The organism is Brenneria sp. L3-3C-1, from assembly GCF_016456245.1.
GTDB lineage: Bacteria > Pseudomonadota > Gammaproteobacteria > Enterobacterales > Enterobacteriaceae > Brenneria.
Genome location: NZ_JAEMHF010000001.1, coordinates 220,877 through 239,822, shown reverse-complemented (window position 1 = coordinate 239,822; position 18,946 = coordinate 220,877). Strand labels below are relative to the sequence as shown.

20 protein-coding genes are annotated in these 18,946 nt (G+C 51.6%); 12 read left to right on the top strand and 8 right to left on the bottom strand.

All coding sequences use genetic code 11. The features are described 5' to 3' along the window. Positions 1–197: 197 nt before the first annotated feature. Positions 198–1,376 (top strand): sugar efflux transporter SetB, encoded by a 1,179-nt coding sequence (gene setB / locus JG725_RS01095; RefSeq protein ID WP_172288233.1) that lies wholly within the window; start codon positions 198–200, stop codon positions 1,374–1,376. Here the strand turns inward: setB and JG725_RS01090 are convergent. Beyond that, complete coding sequence (locus JG725_RS01090; protein ID WP_172288235.1) at positions 1,363–1,641, bottom strand: YkgJ family cysteine cluster protein; 279 nt, start codon at positions 1,639–1,641, stop codon at positions 1,363–1,365. The genes setB and JG725_RS01090 overlap by 14 nt on opposite strands. 213 nt (positions 1,642–1,854) lie before the next feature. Between JG725_RS01090 and yeiP the strand changes: the two genes are divergently transcribed. From yeiP to yejF, 8 genes are all read left to right on the top strand, one after another. Continuing rightward, on the top strand, positions 1,855–2,427 hold the full coding sequence (gene yeiP, locus JG725_RS01085; protein WP_172288237.1) for an elongation factor P-like protein YeiP: 573 nt from the start codon (positions 1,855–1,857) through the stop codon (positions 2,425–2,427). A gap of 71 nt (positions 2,428–2,498) precedes the next feature. Further along, entirely contained in the window at positions 2,499–3,485 is a 987-nt protein-coding gene (locus JG725_RS01080) for a GTP-binding protein (protein ID WP_199376181.1), read from the top strand. 39 nt (positions 3,486–3,524) lie between these two features. Further along, on the top strand, positions 3,525–4,241 hold the full coding sequence (locus tag JG725_RS01075; RefSeq protein WP_172288241.1) for a phosphatase PAP2 family protein: 717 nt from the start codon (positions 3,525–3,527) through the stop codon (positions 4,239–4,241). A gap of 417 nt (positions 4,242–4,658) precedes the next feature. Then, positions 4,659–5,243, top strand: a complete 585-nt coding sequence (gene mepS, locus JG725_RS01070; RefSeq protein WP_172288243.1) for a bifunctional murein DD-endopeptidase/murein LD-carboxypeptidase — start codon at positions 4,659–4,661, stop codon at positions 5,241–5,243. A gap of 328 nt (positions 5,244–5,571) precedes the next feature. Next, positions 5,572–7,371 carry an extracellular solute-binding protein gene (locus tag JG725_RS01065; RefSeq protein WP_370541598.1) on the top strand — a complete coding sequence of 600 codons (1,800 nt, stop codon included), beginning with the start codon at positions 5,572–5,574 and terminating at the stop codon, positions 7,369–7,371. A gap of 9 nt (positions 7,372–7,380) precedes the next feature. Then, positions 7,381–8,478 carry a microcin C ABC transporter permease YejB gene (locus tag JG725_RS01060; RefSeq protein WP_172288247.1) on the top strand — a complete coding sequence of 366 codons (1,098 nt, stop codon included), beginning with the start codon at positions 7,381–7,383 and terminating at the stop codon, positions 8,476–8,478. Then, complete coding sequence (locus tag JG725_RS01055; RefSeq protein ID WP_172288249.1) at positions 8,475–9,500, top strand: ABC transporter permease; 1,026 nt, start codon at positions 8,475–8,477, stop codon at positions 9,498–9,500. The genes JG725_RS01060 and JG725_RS01055 overlap by 4 nt, the downstream gene beginning before the upstream one ends. Before the next feature lies 1 nt (position 9,501). Beyond that, positions 9,502–11,091, top strand: a complete 1,590-nt coding sequence (yejF, locus tag JG725_RS01050; protein ID WP_199376177.1) for a microcin C ABC transporter ATP-binding protein YejF — start codon at positions 9,502–9,504, stop codon at positions 11,089–11,091. Positions 11,092–11,159: 68 nt separating this feature from the next. On the opposite strand, the gene JG725_RS01045 is transcribed toward yejF, so the two are convergent. Both JG725_RS01045 and rsuA read right to left on the bottom strand, forming a co-directional pair. Then, positions 11,160–11,504 carry a YejG family protein gene (locus JG725_RS01045; RefSeq protein ID WP_172288253.1) on the bottom strand — a complete coding sequence of 115 codons (345 nt, stop codon included), beginning with the start codon at positions 11,502–11,504 and terminating at the stop codon, positions 11,160–11,162. Between the two features lie 449 nt (positions 11,505–11,953). Beyond that, on the bottom strand, positions 11,954–12,649 hold the full coding sequence (rsuA, locus tag JG725_RS01040) for a 16S rRNA pseudouridine(516) synthase RsuA (RefSeq protein ID WP_172288255.1): 696 nt from the start codon (positions 12,647–12,649) through the stop codon (positions 11,954–11,956). 269 nt (positions 12,650–12,918) lie between these two features. On the opposite strand from rsuA, the gene JG725_RS01035 reads away from it, so the two are divergent. The 3 genes from JG725_RS01035 (at position 12,919) to rplY (ending at position 15,343) form a co-directional block, all read left to right on the top strand. Next, entirely contained in the window at positions 12,919–13,158 is a 240-nt protein-coding gene (locus tag JG725_RS01035) for a YecH family metal-binding protein (RefSeq protein ID WP_199376175.1), read from the top strand. Between the two features lie 3 nt (positions 13,159–13,161). Next, positions 13,162–14,922, top strand: coding sequence for a DEAD/DEAH box helicase (locus tag JG725_RS01030; protein WP_199376173.1), 1,761 nt, complete (start codon positions 13,162–13,164; stop codon positions 14,920–14,922). 136 nt (positions 14,923–15,058) lie between these two features. Beyond that, on the top strand, positions 15,059–15,343 hold the full coding sequence (gene rplY, locus JG725_RS01025; RefSeq protein WP_172288261.1) for a 50S ribosomal protein L25: 285 nt from the start codon (positions 15,059–15,061) through the stop codon (positions 15,341–15,343). A gap of 66 nt (positions 15,344–15,409) precedes the next feature. On the opposite strand, the gene phoH is transcribed toward rplY, so the two are convergent. From phoH to JG725_RS01000, 5 genes are all read right to left on the bottom strand, one after another. Next, positions 15,410–16,198, bottom strand: coding sequence for a phosphate starvation-inducible protein PhoH (gene phoH / locus JG725_RS01020; RefSeq protein WP_172288263.1), 789 nt, complete (start codon positions 16,196–16,198; stop codon positions 15,410–15,412). A 525-nt stretch (positions 16,199–16,723) separates the two neighbouring features. After that, positions 16,724–17,233: a flagella biosynthesis regulatory protein FliZ gene (gene fliZ / locus JG725_RS01015; protein ID WP_199376171.1), complete on the bottom strand. Its 510-nt coding sequence runs from the start codon at positions 17,231–17,233 to the stop codon at positions 16,724–16,726. A 52-nt stretch (positions 17,234–17,285) separates the two neighbouring features. Continuing rightward, the gene (locus JG725_RS01010) at positions 17,286–18,008 is read right to left on the bottom strand and encodes an RNA polymerase sigma factor FliA (RefSeq protein WP_172288267.1); all 723 of its coding nucleotides are present in this window, start codon (positions 18,006–18,008) and stop codon (positions 17,286–17,288) included. A 276-nt stretch (positions 18,009–18,284) separates the two neighbouring features. Then, the gene (locus tag JG725_RS01005; RefSeq protein WP_199376169.1) at positions 18,285–18,641 is read right to left on the bottom strand and encodes a hypothetical protein; all 357 of its coding nucleotides are present in this window, start codon (positions 18,639–18,641) and stop codon (positions 18,285–18,287) included. Next, positions 18,617–18,922, bottom strand: a complete 306-nt coding sequence (locus tag JG725_RS01000) for a hypothetical protein (RefSeq protein ID WP_199376167.1) — start codon at positions 18,920–18,922, stop codon at positions 18,617–18,619. Before JG725_RS01000 ends, JG725_RS01005 begins: the two co-directional genes overlap by 25 nt. Positions 18,923–18,946 lie beyond the last annotated feature (24 nt).

Below are 18,946 nucleotides of genomic sequence, written 5' to 3'. Positions count from 1 at the left end.
CTGCACAATCGGCGTAACGAAATTATGACATCACGCACATTTTTGCCTGCACCAACCGCAGCGGCGCCATAAAAATCGCCTTAAGCTGAAACCTTGCTGAAGAAAAATAATGAAACAGTTTTTCTGTTTTTTTATAAACCGGCGTAGAATGACGCGCTCGATCTCTCCTCTGCCTGCTGCTTAAGCGTTACCACTTTATGCACACAACCGTCAGCACAACCCGACGTCAGCCCGACCTGACTTCGTTAGCCTTTTTAGTCATCGCATTCCTGACCGGGATCGCCGGGGCATTGCAACTTCCGACCCTCAGCCTTTTCCTTTCCACAGAAGTGCAGGTACGGCCATTTCTGGTTGGGATGTTCTATACCGGCAGCGCGGTCATCGGCATAATCGTCAGCCAGCTACTGGCGACCCGCTCAGATCGGCAGGGCGATCGCAAGACGCTTATTTTTCTGTGCTGTTTATTAGGCGCCCTGGCCTGTATTTTGTTTGCCTGGAACCGTAATTACTTCATTTTGCTGTTCGTCGGCGTATTGCTCAGCAGTTTCGGCTCTACCGCCAACCCGCAGCTCTTCGCACTGGCCCGGGAACATGCGGATCGCACGGGCCGAGAAGCCGCGATGTTCAGCTCCATCCTGCGCGCGCAGATCTCCCTCTCATGGGTTGTCGGCCCGCCCATCGCATTTGCCCTGGCCCTGGGTTTTGGCTTCACGGCCATGTATCTGACCGCCGCGGTGGTTTTTATCCTCTGCGGCATACTGGTCAGGCTTTTTCTGCCGTCCATGCCGAAAGTGAAGGTGAAAACCGCCGCCACCCTGGAATCTCCCCGTCGCAACCGCAGAGACACGCTACTGTTATTCGCCGCCTGCACGCTGATGTGGACCTGTAACGGTATCTACATCATCAATATGCCGCTCTACCTGGTGCATGAGTTGCATCTGCCGGAAAAACTGGCCGGAGTGATGATGGGAACCGCCGCCGGGTTGGAGATCCCGACCATGCTGATCGCCGGTTATGTCGCCAGACGTTTTGGCAAACGCTTTCTTATGCGGCTGGCAATCTCTGCCGGCCTGCTGTTTTATGTAGGATTATTGTTTCTTGATAGCGAGATTGCCTTGCTAGCGTTACAGCTGCTGAACGCGGTGTTTATTGGCATTCTCGCCGGGATCGGCATGCTGTATTTTCAGGATCTGATGCCCGGTCAGGCCGGCGCGGCAACAACGCTCTTTACTAACACCACCCGGGTAGGCTGGATTATTTCTGGCTCACTGGCCGGTATCGTCGCGGAAATCTGGAACTATCACGCCGTTTTCTTTATTGCGCTGATCATGATAGTCGGATCGGGTTATTGCCTGTGGCGCATCAAAGACGCGTAACGCGATCACCGTCAGGCGCGGTGTCGGCTTCCAGTTGGATCAGGTAAATCAGCGCATCGTCCCGATGGCTGAAACACATATCGGCCCGCGGCTGTAACCCGGCGCACACCGCGGGTCTGAGCGGCGAATGAAACAGTCCGCAGCGCATATGCGCATCCAGGTGAATACACCGGGTATTGGCAGGCTTGCCGTTGGGCATCCCCGGCAGCGGGCTGGATATTGAGGGCGCGATGCAGCAGGCGCCGCAATCAGGGCGACAGTCCATCAGTAAGCTCTCCGGCGGGCTGACCAAAGATCAGGGATCGTTCGACACCTTAACAGTCATCCGGGCAAAAACCTACGCCTATCGGCCATCCGGTTATTCGTGCGGGCGCTATTATTAAATGATGCTTGACGTATGAATTCCCGCTTGCCTGAATCCGGCGGCGCGAGTAACGTGTCGCCACAAAAAACTCACTCCTCATAACAGGTAATTTTTATGGCAAGAGCGAACGAAATTAAACGCGGTATGGTCGTTAACTATAACGGCAAGCTGTTATTCGTGAAAGACGTCGATATCCAGAGCCCAAGCGCCCGCGGCGCCAGCACATTGTACAAAATGCGTTTTTCCGACGTGCGCACCGGGTTAAAGGTTGAAGAACGTTTTAAAGGCGATGATATTCTCGATACCATTTCCCTGACCCGCCGCACCGTCACCTTCTCTTATATTGACGGCGACGAATACGTCTTTATGGATGACGAAGATTACACGCCTTACCACTTCAAAAAAGAACAGATAGAAGAAGAGCTGCTGTTTATCCCCGAAGGCGGTATGCCCGGTATTCAGGTGCTGTCATGGGATGGTCAAATCATCGCGCTTGAATTGCCGCAAACGGTGGATATGGAGATTATCGACACCGCCCCGGGCATCAAAGGCGCGTCAGCCAGCGCTCGCAACAAACCGGCGACCATGGCAACCGGCCTGACCATTCAGGTGCCGGAATATCTGAGCGCCGGCGAGAAAATCCGTATCCATATCCCTGAGCGCCGTTACATGGGACGTGCCGATTAAGTTCCCGTTGCTCATCCCGCCGGGCGACGCGGCGGGATCAATCCTTTCCAATATTCGCTCTGGAGCCTGTTTTGTTAACGAAAGTGAATTTGATTACCGGCTTTCTTGGCAGTGGCAAAACCACGACGATTCGTCATCTGCTTGCTCAGAAACCCGAGCATGAAGTCTGGGCCGTATTGGTCAATGAATTTGGCGAGGTTGGGATTGACGGCGCGTTACTGGCGGATTGCGGGGCGGTATTGAAAGAAATCCCCGGCGGCTGCATGTGCTGCGTGAATGGCTTGCCGATGCAAATCGGGCTGAACATGCTGCTACAGCAGAAAAAACCGCACCGTTTGTTGATTGAACCCACCGGCCTGGGTCACCCGAAACAGATCCTTTCGTTGCTGACGGGCGAAAGTTACCAGCCCTGGCTGACGTTACAGGCGACACTCTGTCTGCTGGACGCCCGCCAACTGCATGAGCCGCGTTATACGGAAAATGAAAATTTCCGCGATCAACTGGCCGCCGCCGACATTATCGTCGCCAACAAGCAGGACACCTATGGCGATGCGGATCGCGCCGCTTTACGACAGTGGCAGCGCAATAATCACGACGATCGGCTTATTGTTCCGGCCTCGCGGGGACAGATCGATCGGCAGTTGTTGGACCAGCCGCGTCATAACGTGCGTGAACTGCCGGCAAGCGCGCACCATCACCCGCACAACGCCACGCACGGACTGGCCGCTTTACGGCTGCCGGACGCAGGCTCCTGGCGCCGTTCATTGAATCAGGGTCAGGGCTACCACGCCTGCGGCTGGGTTTTCTCTGCGGAGACGCTATTTGATACCGCCGCGCTGCTGGATTGGGTTCGTCTGTCCCCGGTCAGCCGGGTCAAAGGGGTTATGCGAATAAAGGAAGGCACGTTGATCGTCAATCGTCAGGGGTTCGACCTGCATATTGAAACCAAACCCGCCGCACCGGTCGATAGCCGTATTGAGTTGATTAATGAACAACCGGCAGAATGGAATAATTTACAAGCCGGGCTGTTAAAGGCTCGTTTAACTACGGCGGAATAGAATAACCGTTTGGTTCTCGGATTTTGAGTTATTCCCCGCATGTCTCGACGTAATATTCCTGCTATTTTGCTGCTCAATATCTTGGGTATTGGGCTATTTTTATCCTGGTATCTGCCGCCAAACCACGGCTTTTGGTTTAGGTTGGACAGCCATATTTTCTTCTATTTTAATCATCAACTCACCCAAAGCCCGCTATTCCTGAAATGGGTGGCGCTGACCAACCTGCGGGCGTTTGATGGCTGCGCGCTCATCGTGATGGGCCTGTTGTATCTGTCGTTTTATCTAAAGGCCGCGCCGCCAGAGCGCCGACGTTTGCTGATTATCGGCATCGTTATGCTGTTCACCGCGTTGGTGCTTAATCAACTGGGACATTTATTGCCGGTTCAGCATGCCAGCCCCACGCTTTACTTCAGCGATATCAACCGGGTTGCCGACCTGACGGATATTCCCGCCAAAGATGCGTCAAAAGACAGTTTCCCGGGCGATCACGGCATGATGCTGATGGTGTTCGCCGCCTTCATGTTACGCTACTTTACCCGAAGCGCGTTCGCGGCAAGCGTCGCAATCGCGGTGGTTTTCGCCTTACCCCGTATCATGATCGGTGCCCACTGGTTTAGCGACATTGCGGTTGGCTCGCTCTCGGTTGTGCTGGTCGGATTAAGCTGGTGGCTGCTCACCCCCGCCAGCGACGCATTAATTAATTTGCTGCAATGCTGTTTGCCCGGCAAATACTCGTTAAGAAAAAACCATCCCTAACCCTCAATTACGACCACGTTCTTCTTGCCGATCGTCTAATCGATCGGCAAATAAAACCGTCCCGTCCCCGCCACAAAACCAGCACGAGATTGTTTACTGACACATTTCCTCAACAAAAAGTGCTGTTATTTGAGTTTTTTTTACATCGTTTTTTTTGCTAATTTCATCATTAAATCTTATAAATAAAATAGTTAAAACTGCTCGCAATCTGTTTATCGATACGGTAGTCTCAACGAAGTTTGCTTTTTTCCACTCCTTGAACTAGCGGAAATAAGAAAATAATGTGCATTCCGGCACGTTTTCACCGTTGCGCATTTGGTGAACCGGGAACTCTGCTTTAATCTGAATCTCGTTTTCGTTTGGCATTTATTACATAACGGTATTTATCGTTAAGGACTTCAAGGGAACATAACAATAATGGTCAAGTCTCAACCGATTTTGAGATATATCTGGCGGGCGTTGCCTGCCGTGGCGATAGCAATAACGCTTTCCGCATGTGGTAGTAACAGTGCATCTAACAATCAAAATGCTCAAACTGAGATGCATGCAGTCAATGATAAAGACGGTCTTTTACTGCAAGCCTCTCAGGATGAATTTGAAGCATTAGTTCGTAACGTGGATATCAAATCCAAGTTACTTAACCAATATGCCAGTTGGAAAGGTGTGCGCTACCGTTTAGGCGGCGACAGCAAGCGCGGCATCGATTGTTCCGCGTTCGTTCAACGAACGTTCCGCGAACAGTTCGGTATGGATTTACCCCGCTCAACCTACGAACAACAAGAAATCGGCCAGAAGATCCAACCCGCTAAACTGCGTCCCGGCGATCTTGTCCTGTTCCGTGCCGGTTCAACCGGGCGCCATGTCGGTATTTATCTCGGTAATAACCAGTTCGTTCATGCCTCAACCAGCAGCGGCGTGATGATTTCCAATATGGATGAAAGCTATTGGAAAAAACGTTATCACGAAGCCCGGCGCGTACTGAGCAAAGGAACGAACAGCTAATCGATTTCTCCCCTTGATGTACGATGTACAATACCAAACGAGATGATGGAACGCTGCTTAGCAATAAGCGGCGTTTTTTATTTGCCCCGCGCCGACGGCGCTTTGCGCTCAGCGTAGCTACGCCCTGGTCAGATGATGATTATGGTAGGTCTATGGGTGGAATTCGTGGTAAAAGTGGAAAATCGGGTTTAGGGAGGTAATGATAATGCCTGTTGTTTCAAGAACTTTATGACGTTAAAAACCTCTATAGAAAATCACGCCTGAACACAGGCCTTGGGTAAATCGAATTCATCCGCAGGAGATTACCGTTAAGATGTTGAAACGTGTCATGACTGCCGTATTACTTTACACCCTGTCCCTGGGATCGTATGCCGAAACCGAAACTATTGGGCACAGCGATGCTTTCGCGCTTTTGGGTGAACCTAAATACCGCGCCGATTTCCGTCATTTTGACTATGTCAATCCCGATGCCCCGAAAGGCGGCAGTATCACGCTCAGCGCACTTGGCACATTCGATAACTTTAACCGCTATGCTCTGCGTGGCGTGGCGGCGGTTCGTACCGAACGTCTCTATGATTCACTGTTTGTCGCCTCCGACGATGAACCCGGCAGTTATTATCCGTTAGTGGCCCAATCAACCCGTCACGACGCCAATTTTCACTGGATAGAAGCCACGTTGAACCCCAACGCGCGTTTCCATGATGGCTCGCCGATTACCGCCGCCGACGTGGCGTTTACCTACAATATGTTTATGACGCAGGGTGTGCCGCAGTTTCGTCTCTACTTCAAAGGGGTTACCGCCAAAGCCGTGGCGCCGCTTATCGTGCGTTTTGATTTTCCCGTCCCTGATAAAAACCGCATGTTCAGCCTGCTCTCGCTGCCTATCATGCCGGAGAAGTTCTGGAAAAATCACAATTTTAGCGAGCCGTTATCCTATCCTCCTCCGGCCAGCGGCCCGTACCGCATCACCGCTTACCGTACCGGACAATACGTCACCTATTCACGCGTGAAAGACTATTGGGCCGCCGATCTCCCGGTGAACAAAGGCCAGTATAATTTTGACACCATCCGCTATGACTACTATCTGGATGACAGCGTGGCGATGGAAGCCTTTAAAGCGGGAGCGTTCGATATGCGGGTGGAAAGCTCGCCGAAACACTGGGCGACGCAATATCATGGCGGCAACTTTGAACGCGGCTACATTCTCAAGCAGGATCAGGAAAACCAGTCCGCACAGGATACCCGCTGGCTGGCCTTTAATATTCAACGGCCAATATTCAGCGATCGGCGGGTGCGCCAGGCGCTGACGCTGGCATTCGACTTCAACTGGATGAACAAAGCGCTTTTTTATAGCGCCTATCAGCGCGCCAATAGCTATTTTCAAAATACCGAGTATGCCGCCACCGGGGAGCCGGGCGCCGACGAATTGGCCTGGCTGACGCCATTGAAGGATAAGCTTCCCCCCGAGGTGTTCGGCCCCCGTTATCAATCGCCCTCTTCCGACGGCAGCGGCTACGATCGGCAGAACTGGTTAACAGCGCTGAAACTGTTGGAGCAGGCCGGATGGGAGTTGAAAAATCAGCAACTGGTTAACCGCCAGACCGGCAAGCCGTTTACTTTCGAATTGCTGCTGCCCAGCGCGGCGAATTCCCTGTATGTGCTGCCTTTTCAGCAGAATTTAAAAAAGCTGGGCATCAACATGACCGTGCGTAATATTGACAGCGCGCAATTCACCAGCCGCCTGCGCAAGCGTGATTTTGATATGCTGCCAACGCTATACAGCGCCGTTCTCTATCCCAATGATGACCTGCAAATACGCTGGCACTCGCACTATATCGATTCCAGCTACAACACGCCCGGCGTGAACGATCCGGCCGTTGATTCACTGATTGAGGCGATCGTCGCACATCAGGGACAGAAAGCCCCGCTGCTGTCGTTAGGCCGGGCGCTGGACCGCGTGCTGACCTGGAATCAGTTTATGATCCCCATGTGGTATTCCAATCACGACCGTTTTGCCTACTGGAATAAGTTTGCCATGCCGGCTATTCGCCCGGCCTACTCGTTAGGTTTTGATGGCTGGTGGTACGATGTTAAACACGCGGCAACACTGCCGGCAGAGCGACGTTAAGGAGTCAACGTGGGCGCTTACCTGTTACGCCGTCTTTTATTGGTGATCCCGACACTGTGGGCGATTATCACCATCAATTTCTTTATTGTACAAATCGCGCCGGGCGGCCCGGTCGATCAGGCCATCGCCGCAATTGAAATGGGTCATGGCAGCGGTTTCACCGCCAGCGGCGGCATTGATGCCGGCATCGCCCGTTCAGGCGGAAACGGCGCGCCGTCTATCGAAAATAGCTATCGTGGCGCGCGCGGGCTGGATCCGGAAGTGATTGAAGAAATCACCCGGCGCTATGGTTTTGACAAACCCATTCATGAGCGTTATTTCAAGCTGCTGTGGGATTACATGCGCTTTGACTTCGGCGACAGCCTGTTCCGCGGATCGTCGGTAATGCAATTGATTAAGGAAAGCATGCCGGTTTCGATTACCCTGGGCTTGTGGAGCACCTTGATCATTTATCTGGTTTCCATTCCTCTCGGGATCAAGAAAGCGGTGAAAAACGGCACGCCGTTTGACACCTGGAGCAGTACGCTGATCATTATCGGCTATGCCATTCCGGCTTTTCTGTTTGCCATTCTGTTGATTGTTCTGTTCGCCGGCGGCAGCTATCTGGACTGGTTCCCTTTACGCGGTCTGGTGTCCAGCAATTTTGACACCCTGCCCTGGCACAGCAAAGTAACCGACTATCTGTGGCACATCGCCTTGCCGGTGTTGGCCTCGGTGATCGGCGGTTTCGCCACCCTGACCATGCTGACCAAAAACTCATTCATGGACGAGATCCGGAAACAGTATGTGGTCACCGCGCGCGCCAAAGGGCTGGATGAGAAAAGCATTCTCTATCGCCACGTTTTTCGCAACGCCATGCTGCTGGTGATTGCCGGGTTCCCGGCCACCTTTATCAGCATGTTTTTTACCGGTTCGCTGTTAATTGAAGTGATGTTCTCGCTGAACGGGCTGGGGCTGTTGGGTTATGACGCCACGCTGCAACGCGACTACCCAGTGATGTTCGGTACGCTTTACATCTTTACGCTGATCGGTTTGTTATTGAATATCCTCAGTGATATGACCTATACGCTGGTTGATCCGCGTATTGATTTCGAGGGACGCCAATGAGCCGATTAAGCCCGATTAATCAGGCGCGCTGGGCGCGTTTTAAAAGTAATCGCCGGGGATATTGGTCGTTGTGGATCTTTCTGGCGCTGTTTATCGTCTCCCTGTTCTCAGAACTGATCGCCAATGACAAACCGCTGCTGGTGAAGTATGACGGCCAACTCTATGCGCCGGTTTTCGTCGACTACAGCGAAACGACTTTTGGCGGCCAGTTTGATACCGCGACGGACTTCCGCGACCCTTATATCGCGCAACGCCTTGACGCTCACGGCTGGGCCCTGTGGCCGCCGGTTCGCTATAACTACGACACCATCAACTACGCCACCACCGTGTCGTTCCCTTCGCCGCCGTCATGGCGCAACCTGCTGGGAACGGACAGCCAGGGAAAAGATGTCGTCGCTCAGGTGTTATACGGCTTTCGCATCTCGCTGCTGTTTGGCCTGGCGCTGACCGCGCTCTCCAGCGTGATTGGCATTACCGCGGGGGCAACGCAAGGATATTACGGCGGCCGACTGGATCTGTGGGGGCAGCGTTTTATCGAGGTCTGGTCCGGTATGCCTACGCTGTTTCTGATTATTCTGCTTTCCAGCGTAATTCAGCCTGATTTCTGGTGGCTGCTGGGCATTACCGTGTTATTCGGCTGGATGAGCCTGGTGGGCGTGGTGCGGGCCGAGTTCCTTCGCACCCGCAATTTCGACTATATCCGCGCGGCGCAGTCGATGGGCGTCAGCGATCGGGTTATTATGTATCGCTGCATGCTACCCAACGCGATGGTCGCCACGCTGACCTATCTGCCGTTTATTCTGTGTGGTTCGATCACCACGCTCACCTCATTGGACTTTCTGGGATTTGGTTTGCCGATGGGCTCCCCCTCATTAGGCACGTTATTGCTGGAGGGCAAAAACAACCTTCAGGCTCCCTGGCTGGGCATTACCGTATTTATGGTGTTGTCTATTGTGCTGTCATTACTCATTTTTATCGGCGAAGCGGTGCGCGACGCCTTTGACCCCAGCAAGGCGCATTAATATGTCATCTCCTTTATTACATATTCAGGATCTCAGCATCGCGTTCCGCAGCGGAACGCAGGAACAGCGGGTAGTCGACCAACTTTCGCTAACGGTCAATGCCGGTGAAACGCTGGCGCTGGTTGGCGAATCGGGTTCGGGAAAAAGCGTCACCGCGCTGTCGGTTCTCCGTTTACTCCCGTCCCCCCCGGTGGTCTATCCGCAGGGTGATATTTTGTTCGCCGGCCAGTCGCTGCTGCATGCCGAGGAAAAAATACTGCGTCAGATACGCGGCGATCGCATCGCCATGATCTTCCAGGAACCGATGGTTTCGCTCAATCCGCTGCAAAGCATTGAGAAGCAGTTAGTCGAAGTGCTATCGCTGCACCGGGGAATGCGTAATGAGGTTGCCCGCAGCGAGGTGGTTTCCTGTCTGGATCGCGTGGGCATTCGGCAGGCCAAAAGCCGGTTAGGCGATTTTCCCCACCAGCTTTCCGGCGGCGAACGGCAGCGGGTGATGATCGCCATGGCCTTGCTGACCCAGCCCGATCTATTGATCGCCGATGAACCCACCACCGCGCTGGACGTTACCGTACAGGCGCAAATTCTGAAGCTGCTGGACGAGCTGAAACAGGAACTGGGGATGAGTCTGTTATTCATCACCCACAACCTGAATATCGTCCGGCGCTTAGCCGATAACGTGGCCGTCATGCAGACGGGCAGATGCATTGAGCGCAACACCTGCGCAGGGCTATTTGCCGCCCCCCGGCATCCCTATACCCGTCAGTTGCTGGACGCCGACCCCTCCGGCGAGCCACAGCCGTTAACCAGCGAAGAGGCGCCAATTCTGCGGGTTAATCAGCTGCAAGTCTCCTTCCCCGTCAAACGCGGCCTGCTGCGACGCACCGTCGATGAAAAACAGGTGGTTAAAGATATCAGTTTCACGTTGCGGCGGGGAGAAAGCCTGGGGCTGGTGGGCGAATCCGGTTCGGGGAAAAGCACCACCGGGCTGGCGTTACTACGTTTGCTGCGTTCCCGCGGAGAAATCTGGTTTGATAACCAGCCGCTGCATGAATTTAACCGCCAGCGGATGTTGCCCTTCCGGCGGCGGATCCAGGTGGTCTTTCAAGATCCCAACTCCGCGCTGAACCCGCGGCTGAACGCCGAACAGATTATTTCCGAAGGGCTGACCGTACATCAAAAACTCAGCAATGCGGCGCGGGAACAGCGGGTGATTGAGGCCATGCAGGAGGTGGGATTAGATCCGGCCACGCGTCATCGTTACCCTTCCGAGTTTTCAGGAGGACAACGTCAGCGTATTGCGATTGCCCGGGCGCTAATCCTGCAACCGGAACTGCTGATCCTTGATGAGCCTACGTCGTCGTTGGACAGAACGGTGCAGGCTCAGATACTCGCCTTGCTGAAGTCGCTTCAGCAGAAGCACCAGCTGGCTTATCTGTTTATCAGTCACGATCTACAGGTGGTTCGGGCATTGTGTCATCAGGTTATCGTGCTAAAACAAGGTGAAGTGGTGGAACAAGGCGACTGCCGGCAGGTATTCACGCATCCGGCACAAGACTACACGCGGGAACTGTTGCAATTGTCGTCGTAATAAACGACGGGCATTAAACCACGATATACCAGGAAGCGCGGCAATGCCGGGGGGACGGATGTTGCCGCTCAAAACGGATACTGTGCCGACACGGTTTCAGCAATCGCCACGCCGACATTTTTCAAACGACACATAACCGTGCTTTCATCATTACGGTGTAAAAACAGGCAAGGCTCGCCTTCCCATTCCACAACGGCGCACTCAACCTGAATTTCGCTCAGAGACTGATTCAACTGGTGCATAATTTTCCACGCGACATCGCCATCGTGACTCAACAATTTGAGACCAATCAGATTATTGCCTTCATCTCTGCCGCTCAACGGAATCGGTTCAACTTTTACACCGGCAAAACCCGATAACCAGCGATAACTTTGCGGCAAACGATGCACTACCGAAAGTTGGAAGTTATCCACTACTGTTCTTCCTCAGGTTAAATTTTACTGCAAATTCACAATACAATAACATATTTATCATAGTAGCCTGAGCGCCACATCTTTTGCCACTTTTTAAGGCTATAAAAAGCAACAGGATCGACTCAAACAAGCCTCTACACATGTTGATATAGGTTACAGCAAGACACATTAATGTTAGAGCGATCACAAATTACGCTTCTTTTCAGGCTATATGTAACCTTTTCCACGTAATACCTCAACCCCTTTTACTTTATTTGTTCACTTATAAGTCATATATTTTACATATATAAAACAAATTAACCTACCGAACGCAGATGTGTCCAAGGCATATCGGAGCAACCGGGGAATGAATAGCGGGAAAAACAAAGATATGTGACAGCCGACGACCGCTCGCTGTCACAAAATTAGAATGGGCCGCAACGACTTGGCGTAGCGCTTATGCGGACGGCTTATCTGATGCCGGCGATTTCCTGGCTGCTCAGTTCCCGGTATTCGCCCGGTTCTAATGCGCTGTCCAGGATGATATCGCCGATACGCTCACGATGCAGCTGTACGACACGATTGCCGACCGCGGCGAACATCCTTTTCACCTGATGATAACGCCCTTCGCTGATGGTCAGACGCACCTGATAATCCGTTATCCGCTCCAGCGTAGCGGGTTTGGTTAAATGCTTCTCGCCATGCAACTGCACGCCGTGGGCAAACTGCGCTGCGGTATCCTCGCTTAATGGCTGTTCCAGCGTCACCAGATAGGTTTTCTCACAGTGATGCTTAGGCGAAGTAATACGATGCGACCATTGTCCGTCATCGGTCAGCAGCACCAGCCCGGTGGTATCGATATCCAGACGCCCTGCCGCATGCAGCTTATACGCGACGGGAACATCCATAAAATACAGAATGGTCGGATGATCGGGATCTTCCGTTGAACACACATAGCCCTGCGGTTTATTCAGCATAAAATAGCGAGGCCCGGATTGCTGTATCAACGGATTACCATCAAACGCCACCTCATGTTCAGGCAACAGCTTAAAAGCGCCGCTTTTTACCACCTCACCATCAACGGTGACCCGCTGCGCGCGCAGTTCGCGCGCCACCAGCGAACGGCTGATTTCCAATTGCTGGGATAAAAATTTGTCCAATCGCATTAAAGACCAACTGACTGTTTAACTCATGAGAGCGACACACGCCGCACCTTGCGTCAGCGTGCCGTACTCATGAAAATGAAAAAGGAGCAACGTGACCCGCTGCCGGAATCGTCTAGTATAACGGGGCGTTAGCCGAGGTACTAGAATTCAACGACGCTCATTCCGCTTTGCCGCCGCGCTAATCGTCAGCGGATATCTCACGCGCGCTATCGCACCGGACATCGGCAACAGGCATAATAAGCACAATTGCTTACGTTGAGGGTTAAGATATGTCATCCATTCACGGCCATGAAATCTTGCAAATGATGATCGCCACCGGTGAATCTTTCACCACCGAGCAGCTTATCGCCGCCATTGAGCGCCGTTTTGGCCACGACGCACGTTTCCACACTTGCTCAGCCGCGGAGATGAGCGCCGCCATGCTGGTACAGTTTCTGGCCGAGCGAGGCAAGTTTATTCCGCTGGATACCGGGTTTACCACCAGCGCCAGCAAAATCTGTCAGCACTAAACGATGTCGTTTACCCTACGGCCCTATCAGCGTGAGGCCGTATCCGCTACGCTCGACTATTTTCGCCGTCACGCCCAACCGGCGGTCATTGTACTGCCCACCGGGGCGGGTAAAAGCCTGGTCATCGCCGAATTAGCTAAACTGGCACGCGGCCGCGTGCTGGTTCTGGCGCATGTCAAAGAACTGGTGGCGCAGAATCATGCCAAATACCGCGCCTGGGGATTGGAAGCCGACATCTTCGCCGCCGGACTCCGGCAGCGGCAAAGCCAGGGAAAAGTCGTATTCGGCAGCGTACAGTCCGTCGCGCGTAATCTGGATCAATTCGATCACGCCTTTTCATTACTGATCATTGATGAGTGCCACCGTATCAGTGATGACGACGACAGCCAGTATCAGCAAATTATCCAGCATCTTCAACAAACCAATCCGCAACTACGGCTGTTAGGACTGACCGCCACGCCTTATCGGCTGGGGAAAGGCTGGATTTATCAATATCACTATCACGGCATGATTCGCGGCGACGAAAACTGTCTGTTCCGCGATTGTATCTATGAACTGCCGCTGCGCTACATGATCAAACATGGGTTTCTGGTGCCGCCTGAACGGCTGGACATGCCCATTGTCAAATACGATTTCAGCAAACTGGCGGCCAGAAGTCATGGCCTGTTCAGCGAGGTCGATCTTAATCGTGAACTAAAACGTCAGCAGCGCATCACCCCGCATATCATCAGCCAGATAGTGGACTACGCGCAGACACGCGCGGGCGTGATGATCTTCGCCGCAACCGTGGAACATGCCCGTGAGATCCATGCGTTATTACCGGCCGATCAGGCGGCGCTGGTCAGCGGCGAGACCCCTTCCGCGGAGCGGGATGCCCTTATCGAGGCCTTTAAACAACGGCAGTTACGCTATCTGGTCAACGTTGCCGTATTGACCACCGGTTTTGATGCGCCGCACGTTGACCTGATCGCCATATTGCGCCCGACAGAATCCGTCAGCTTATATCAGCAAATCGTAGGCCGGGGCCTACGCCTGTCTCCCGGCAAAACCGACTGCCTGATTCTCGACTACGCCGGCAATCCCCACGACCTCTACACGCCGGAGGTCGGAAACAGCAAACCGCACGCCGATAGCCAGCCCGTTCAGGTATTTTGCCCGCAGTGCGGGTTTGCGAATTTATTCTGGGGGAAAACGACGACGGATGGCGAGGTCATCGAACATTACGGTCGTCGCTGTCAGGGTTGGGAACAGCCGGACGACGGCCCGCGCCGGCAGTGTGATTATCGATTCCGTTTTAAAGTCTGCCCGCACTGCGGCGCCGAAAACGATATTGCTGCCCGCCGCTGCCATCAGTGCGAGGACGTGCTGGTCGATCCTGACGATATGTTGAAAGCCGCGCTGAAGCTAAAAGATGCGCTGGTGCTACGCTGTAGCGGAATGCAGCTCACGCCCGGACGAGACGCCAAAGGAGAATGGCTGAAAATCACCTACCATGACGAAGATGGCGCAGAGGTCAGTGAACGCTTCCGCCTGCAAACGCCGGCCCAACGCCATGTCTTTCAACTGAATTTTTTACGCATTCATCAACGGGCGCCGGGCGTCCCTATGGTCTGGCAAACGGCGGCGGATATTCTGGCGCAACAGCCTCTATTGCGCCCCCCCGACTTTGTCGTCGCCCGCAAACAGGGGAAATTCTGGCAGATCCGGGAAAAAATGTTCGATTATCAGGGCCGTTTTCGCCGCGCAAACGAACTGCGGGGCTAACTAATTCGCGGTTTTATTTGCCCGACGCACCATATTCCGCTAAAATTCAGCCCGCTTTTGTACCGCAAAAGCAGAACAACCCAACTTGCTGCTGGGTCGCCTGTAGCAGGATTACTTATCTTAAGTAGAGTAAAAAATGATTACTATCAAAGCAGAAGCACGTAAAGAGCAGGGTAAGGGTGCGAGCCGCCGCCTGCGTACCGCTGGCAAATTCCCAGCCATCGTTTATGGTGGTTCAGAAGCGCCGATTTCTATCGAATTGGATCACGATGTAGTAAAAAACCAGGAACTGAAAGAAGGTTTCTACGGTGAAACCGTTATCCTGTCTATCGATGGTAAAGAAATTCAGGTGCGAGTTCAGGCTGTGCAGCGTCACGTATTTAAGCCAAAACTGACTCACATCGACTTCGTTCGCGTTTAATTACGCTGAAGTCATCCGGGACGCCGGGAAAAACGCCGCTTTCGCGGCGTTTTTTTGTCATCATGACTAACCGTACGCATTGAGGGTACGCTGGCACAGTTCAGAGCGCACGCAATCCTGTTTACCGAAAGACACCACGCCAATCATATCGTCCTCCGCAAAACGCTCCAGCGCATCGCGCAGCCCGGACTTAACGCCGGCGGGTAAATCGCACTGCGTCACATCACCATTCACAATTACCGTTACATTTTCTCCCAAACGAGTAAGAAACATTTTCATTTGGTTAACCGTCACATTCTGCGCTTCGTCCAGAATCACGACCGCATTTTCAAACGTCCGACCACGCATATAAGCAAACGGTGCGATTTCCACTTTGCCTATTTCCGGGCGTAAACAATACTGCATAAACGACGCGCCCAGCCGTCGCAATAACACGTCATAAACCGGACGGAAATAAGGCGCAAACTTCTCGGCAATATCTCCGGGTAAAAAGCCTAAATCCTCATCGGCCTGTAATACCGGCCGGGTTACAATAATACGATCAACCTCTTTATGAATAAGCGCTTCCGCCGCCTTGGCCGCGCTCAGAAACGTTTTGCCACAACCCGCCTCACCGGTGGCAAAGATTAACTGTTTATTCTCTATTGCAGACAAGTAATGCTCCTGGGCTAGTGTCCGGGCTTCAATGACAGAGGTGTCGCGATTTTCCCGCGCCATACCTATCGATTCAATCCCGCCCATATTAACCAGAGAAGTGACCGATTCTTCCTCACGTTGACGATGACTACGCGATTCGCGCCGAATAACGCGCTTCGCTTCACGACGTGCTTTGATCACTGCTTTTTGTCTTCCCATAGTGGCACCTTACAGTTTGTTTCACTTACCGCACTGCCGCAGCAGCGCGTGACGTTTCACTCACAACGAGGTTTGGCTTCCTTATTAAGCCGATGAGAACAGAATAGACAACATGCAAACCGGAACGGTACGCAGACCGGTTGGATGGAATAATCAATGAGGAATAACCAGACGGAACGGATGAACAAGAAAATGGGGTTAACAACAGGTAGCGCAGTGTAGAAAAATGGTGGGAGGAAAATCCCTCGCATCGGCGAGTCGACAAACTTCGACAACGTAGTCCAAAGCAGGACATTACCATCCGCGTTCCTCACTGTGACAACAACTATTCCAATGAATAATGATTGACCGCATTAGAACCACTGTTAACCATTAGACTAAAAATTAGTGCTGTATGATTGCAGTAGTATGACAGTGCAATAGTTTGCCCCTATCTTGCAAGCTTTTTCACACTGCCATAACATTTACGTATAGTCGGGATACCACGATCCGGCAACCTTCGGGTATAAAAAAAGATGGCATCGATCAGTAGTGCTTCTGCCAATCCAGATATTGATCGTATTTTCGCAACGCGCTCCTATAGATATTATTGTCGATTTCGGGGAGGTAATCGTGAATATATTGCTGTAGGTTTTCTTTGGTAAACCGTTCTATGGGATAATTTCTTGCCGTCAGCAGTTCGTCTAAACGACGCAACCGAATCACATATTCACGCAGTGTGCTGTGCCTGACTTCCGTCTGTTCAATGAGGTATTGGGTGAACGCTTTTATATCGAAATAGTTAGCCTGCATATTGCATAATATTTCGCTACAAAAACGACAGAGGGGGATGAGCTCCTGTTGCAGACCTGACCATATTTCGTCGTCAATTAACCTATCGATGTCGCCTACCGATTTTTTATTAATAAGCTGATTACGAAACACCAACGAAACGCGGTCAAGTTGTTTATTACAATGCGAGCAATGTGTTTGTTTATGTTTGAAATCTTTCAGATAACGGCTGAGAAGCTGTTTCTTCCGAATTGATAGAGGCATGAATCCATTCCATGACAAATACTTGTGATAACACGATCCCTACGCAGCTAAATTAAACATCGTTCATTAATTTTACGCGCAGGCGCTTTATCGCCTGGCTATGCAACTGACTGACCCGTGACTCCCCTACTTCCAGCACCGCACCGATCTCTTTCAAGTTCAGCTCTTCCTGATAGTAAAGCGTCAACACCAATTTTTCGCGTTCAGGCAGGTTTTCAATCGCCTCCATTACCCGATGGCGTAAATTACCTTCCATCAGTTGATGCAACGGATTGGCATCTTCATTCCCTTCCAACAACGCTTCTGCGCTATCGCCATGTTCTTCACGCCACTCATCGTAAGAAAAAAGCTGGCTATTATTGGTATCCAGCAAAATCTGACGATAGTCTTCCAGCGTGATGTCCAAAGACTGCGCAACTTCCTGCTCCGTTGGTGCACGGCCCAGCTGCTGTTCAGCTCGTTGCATTGCTTGTGCCACTTCCCGCGCATTACGCCGCACACTGCGCGGCGCCCAGTCGCGACTGCGTAACTCATCCAGCATTGAACCACGGATTCGCTGAACTGCATACGTCGTAAACGCCGTACCTTGCAGTGAATCGTAACGCTCAACCGCGCTAAGCAAACCGATACCGCCGGCCTGCAACAGATCATCAAGCTCAACGCTCGCGGGGAGACGAACCTGTAGACGCAAGGCTTCATGACGCACTAAAGGAACATAGCGCTTCCAAAGTGCGCTCTTATCCATTGTGCCTTCGGCGGTATACAGATCGCTCACAGTGACAAATACCTACGATGATAGTGTTATCGACACTATTATGCTTTTGAGTAGGGTCGCCAATCGCTTGAATAGCGCCAGAAAAGGCACCCTATTTAGGATATGCTCGTATCCGCGCGGCTAAACGTCCGCTATTGCCATTGGGTAAAACGTCAGTCAAGTCGCGGCCCAACGATGAGTTTTAATTTTATCATCCGAGGCTACCGTCAAATCCAGCAACGGGAACGCCGGGTAACACATTCCTCTCAGGCCTTGTTATAAACTTGGCAACAAGATTTATCTGGTATGTTCCGCCTTTATTTTTTCTTTTATCTCAAGCGCCGCATCTATCAATGAAATTGCATATCTTGCCATTCTTATTCTGGCGCTAGACATTAAATAAACCAGCGTTATCGATAAGAAAAAGAGGCTACCGATAATAAAATAATGACTATCACTCCATAGCAAACTAAAGTCTATCCTACCAATTTCTTTAAAAAAGAAAACTGCGCTTCCCGAACAAAAAATGGAAAGCATAACAATAATTGACCGATTCAGACGCTGTGAATAACCCACACTAATCTCTTCTATTTTCTTCATCTTAAACAAGGTGATATCACTTACACATGTTAGTCGATCAATCGCTTTCCCCACATATTCCCTGTCATTAATTTCAATCTACACACTCTAAAGAATTCAATGGAAAGCAAAATGAAATAACATAAAGACAAGAAAAAAACCATTGAAAATGAAATATTCTGAATATTTCTGAAAAACGACCAGCCATATTCAAACCATAGAAAAAGTAAAGCCACAACCACTAATATTGTCATTATCCCTATAATCCATGGAAGAGATTTTATGAAATATGCTTCACCTTTATTAGCTGTAAACGGTTGGGTATATTCAAAGGATTTTTTTATTTCCTCATTCATAGTATCTCCTTTATGGGGAAAAAC

What these genes read in the sequence shown, in the direction of transcription:
- setB (WP_172288233.1), top strand. Translation starts at nt 198, where the DNA reads ATGCACACAACCGTCAGCACAACCCGACGTCAGCCCGACCTGACTTCG.
- JG725_RS01090 (WP_172288235.1), bottom strand. Translation starts at nt 1,641, where the DNA reads ATGGACTGTCGCCCTGATTGCGGCGCCTGCTGCATCGCGCCCTCAATA.
- yeiP (WP_172288237.1), top strand. Translation starts at nt 1,855, where the DNA reads ATGGCAAGAGCGAACGAAATTAAACGCGGTATGGTCGTTAACTATAAC.
- JG725_RS01075 (WP_172288241.1), top strand. Translation starts at nt 3,525, where the DNA reads ATGTCTCGACGTAATATTCCTGCTATTTTGCTGCTCAATATCTTGGGT.
- mepS (WP_172288243.1), top strand. Translation starts at nt 4,659, where the DNA reads ATGGTCAAGTCTCAACCGATTTTGAGATATATCTGGCGGGCGTTGCCT.
- JG725_RS01065 (WP_370541598.1), top strand. Translation starts at nt 5,572, where the DNA reads ATGACTGCCGTATTACTTTACACCCTGTCCCTGGGATCGTATGCCGAA.
- JG725_RS01055 (WP_172288249.1), top strand. Translation starts at nt 8,475, where the DNA reads ATGAGCCGATTAAGCCCGATTAATCAGGCGCGCTGGGCGCGTTTTAAA.
- yejF (WP_199376177.1), top strand. Translation starts at nt 9,502, where the DNA reads ATGTCATCTCCTTTATTACATATTCAGGATCTCAGCATCGCGTTCCGC.
- rsuA (WP_172288255.1), bottom strand. Translation starts at nt 12,649, where the DNA reads ATGCGATTGGACAAATTTTTATCCCAGCAATTGGAAATCAGCCGTTCG.
- JG725_RS01035 (WP_199376175.1), top strand. Translation starts at nt 12,919, where the DNA reads ATGTCATCCATTCACGGCCATGAAATCTTGCAAATGATGATCGCCACC.
- JG725_RS01030 (WP_199376173.1), top strand. Translation starts at nt 13,162, where the DNA reads ATGTCGTTTACCCTACGGCCCTATCAGCGTGAGGCCGTATCCGCTACG.
- rplY (WP_172288261.1), top strand. Translation starts at nt 15,059, where the DNA reads ATGATTACTATCAAAGCAGAAGCACGTAAAGAGCAGGGTAAGGGTGCG.
- phoH (WP_172288263.1), bottom strand. Translation starts at nt 16,198, where the DNA reads ATGGGAAGACAAAAAGCAGTGATCAAAGCACGTCGTGAAGCGAAGCGC.
- fliZ (WP_199376171.1), bottom strand. Translation starts at nt 17,233, where the DNA reads ATGCCTCTATCAATTCGGAAGAAACAGCTTCTCAGCCGTTATCTGAAA.
- JG725_RS01000 (WP_199376167.1), bottom strand. Translation starts at nt 18,922, where the DNA reads ATGAATGAGGAAATAAAAAAATCCTTTGAATATACCCAACCGTTTACA.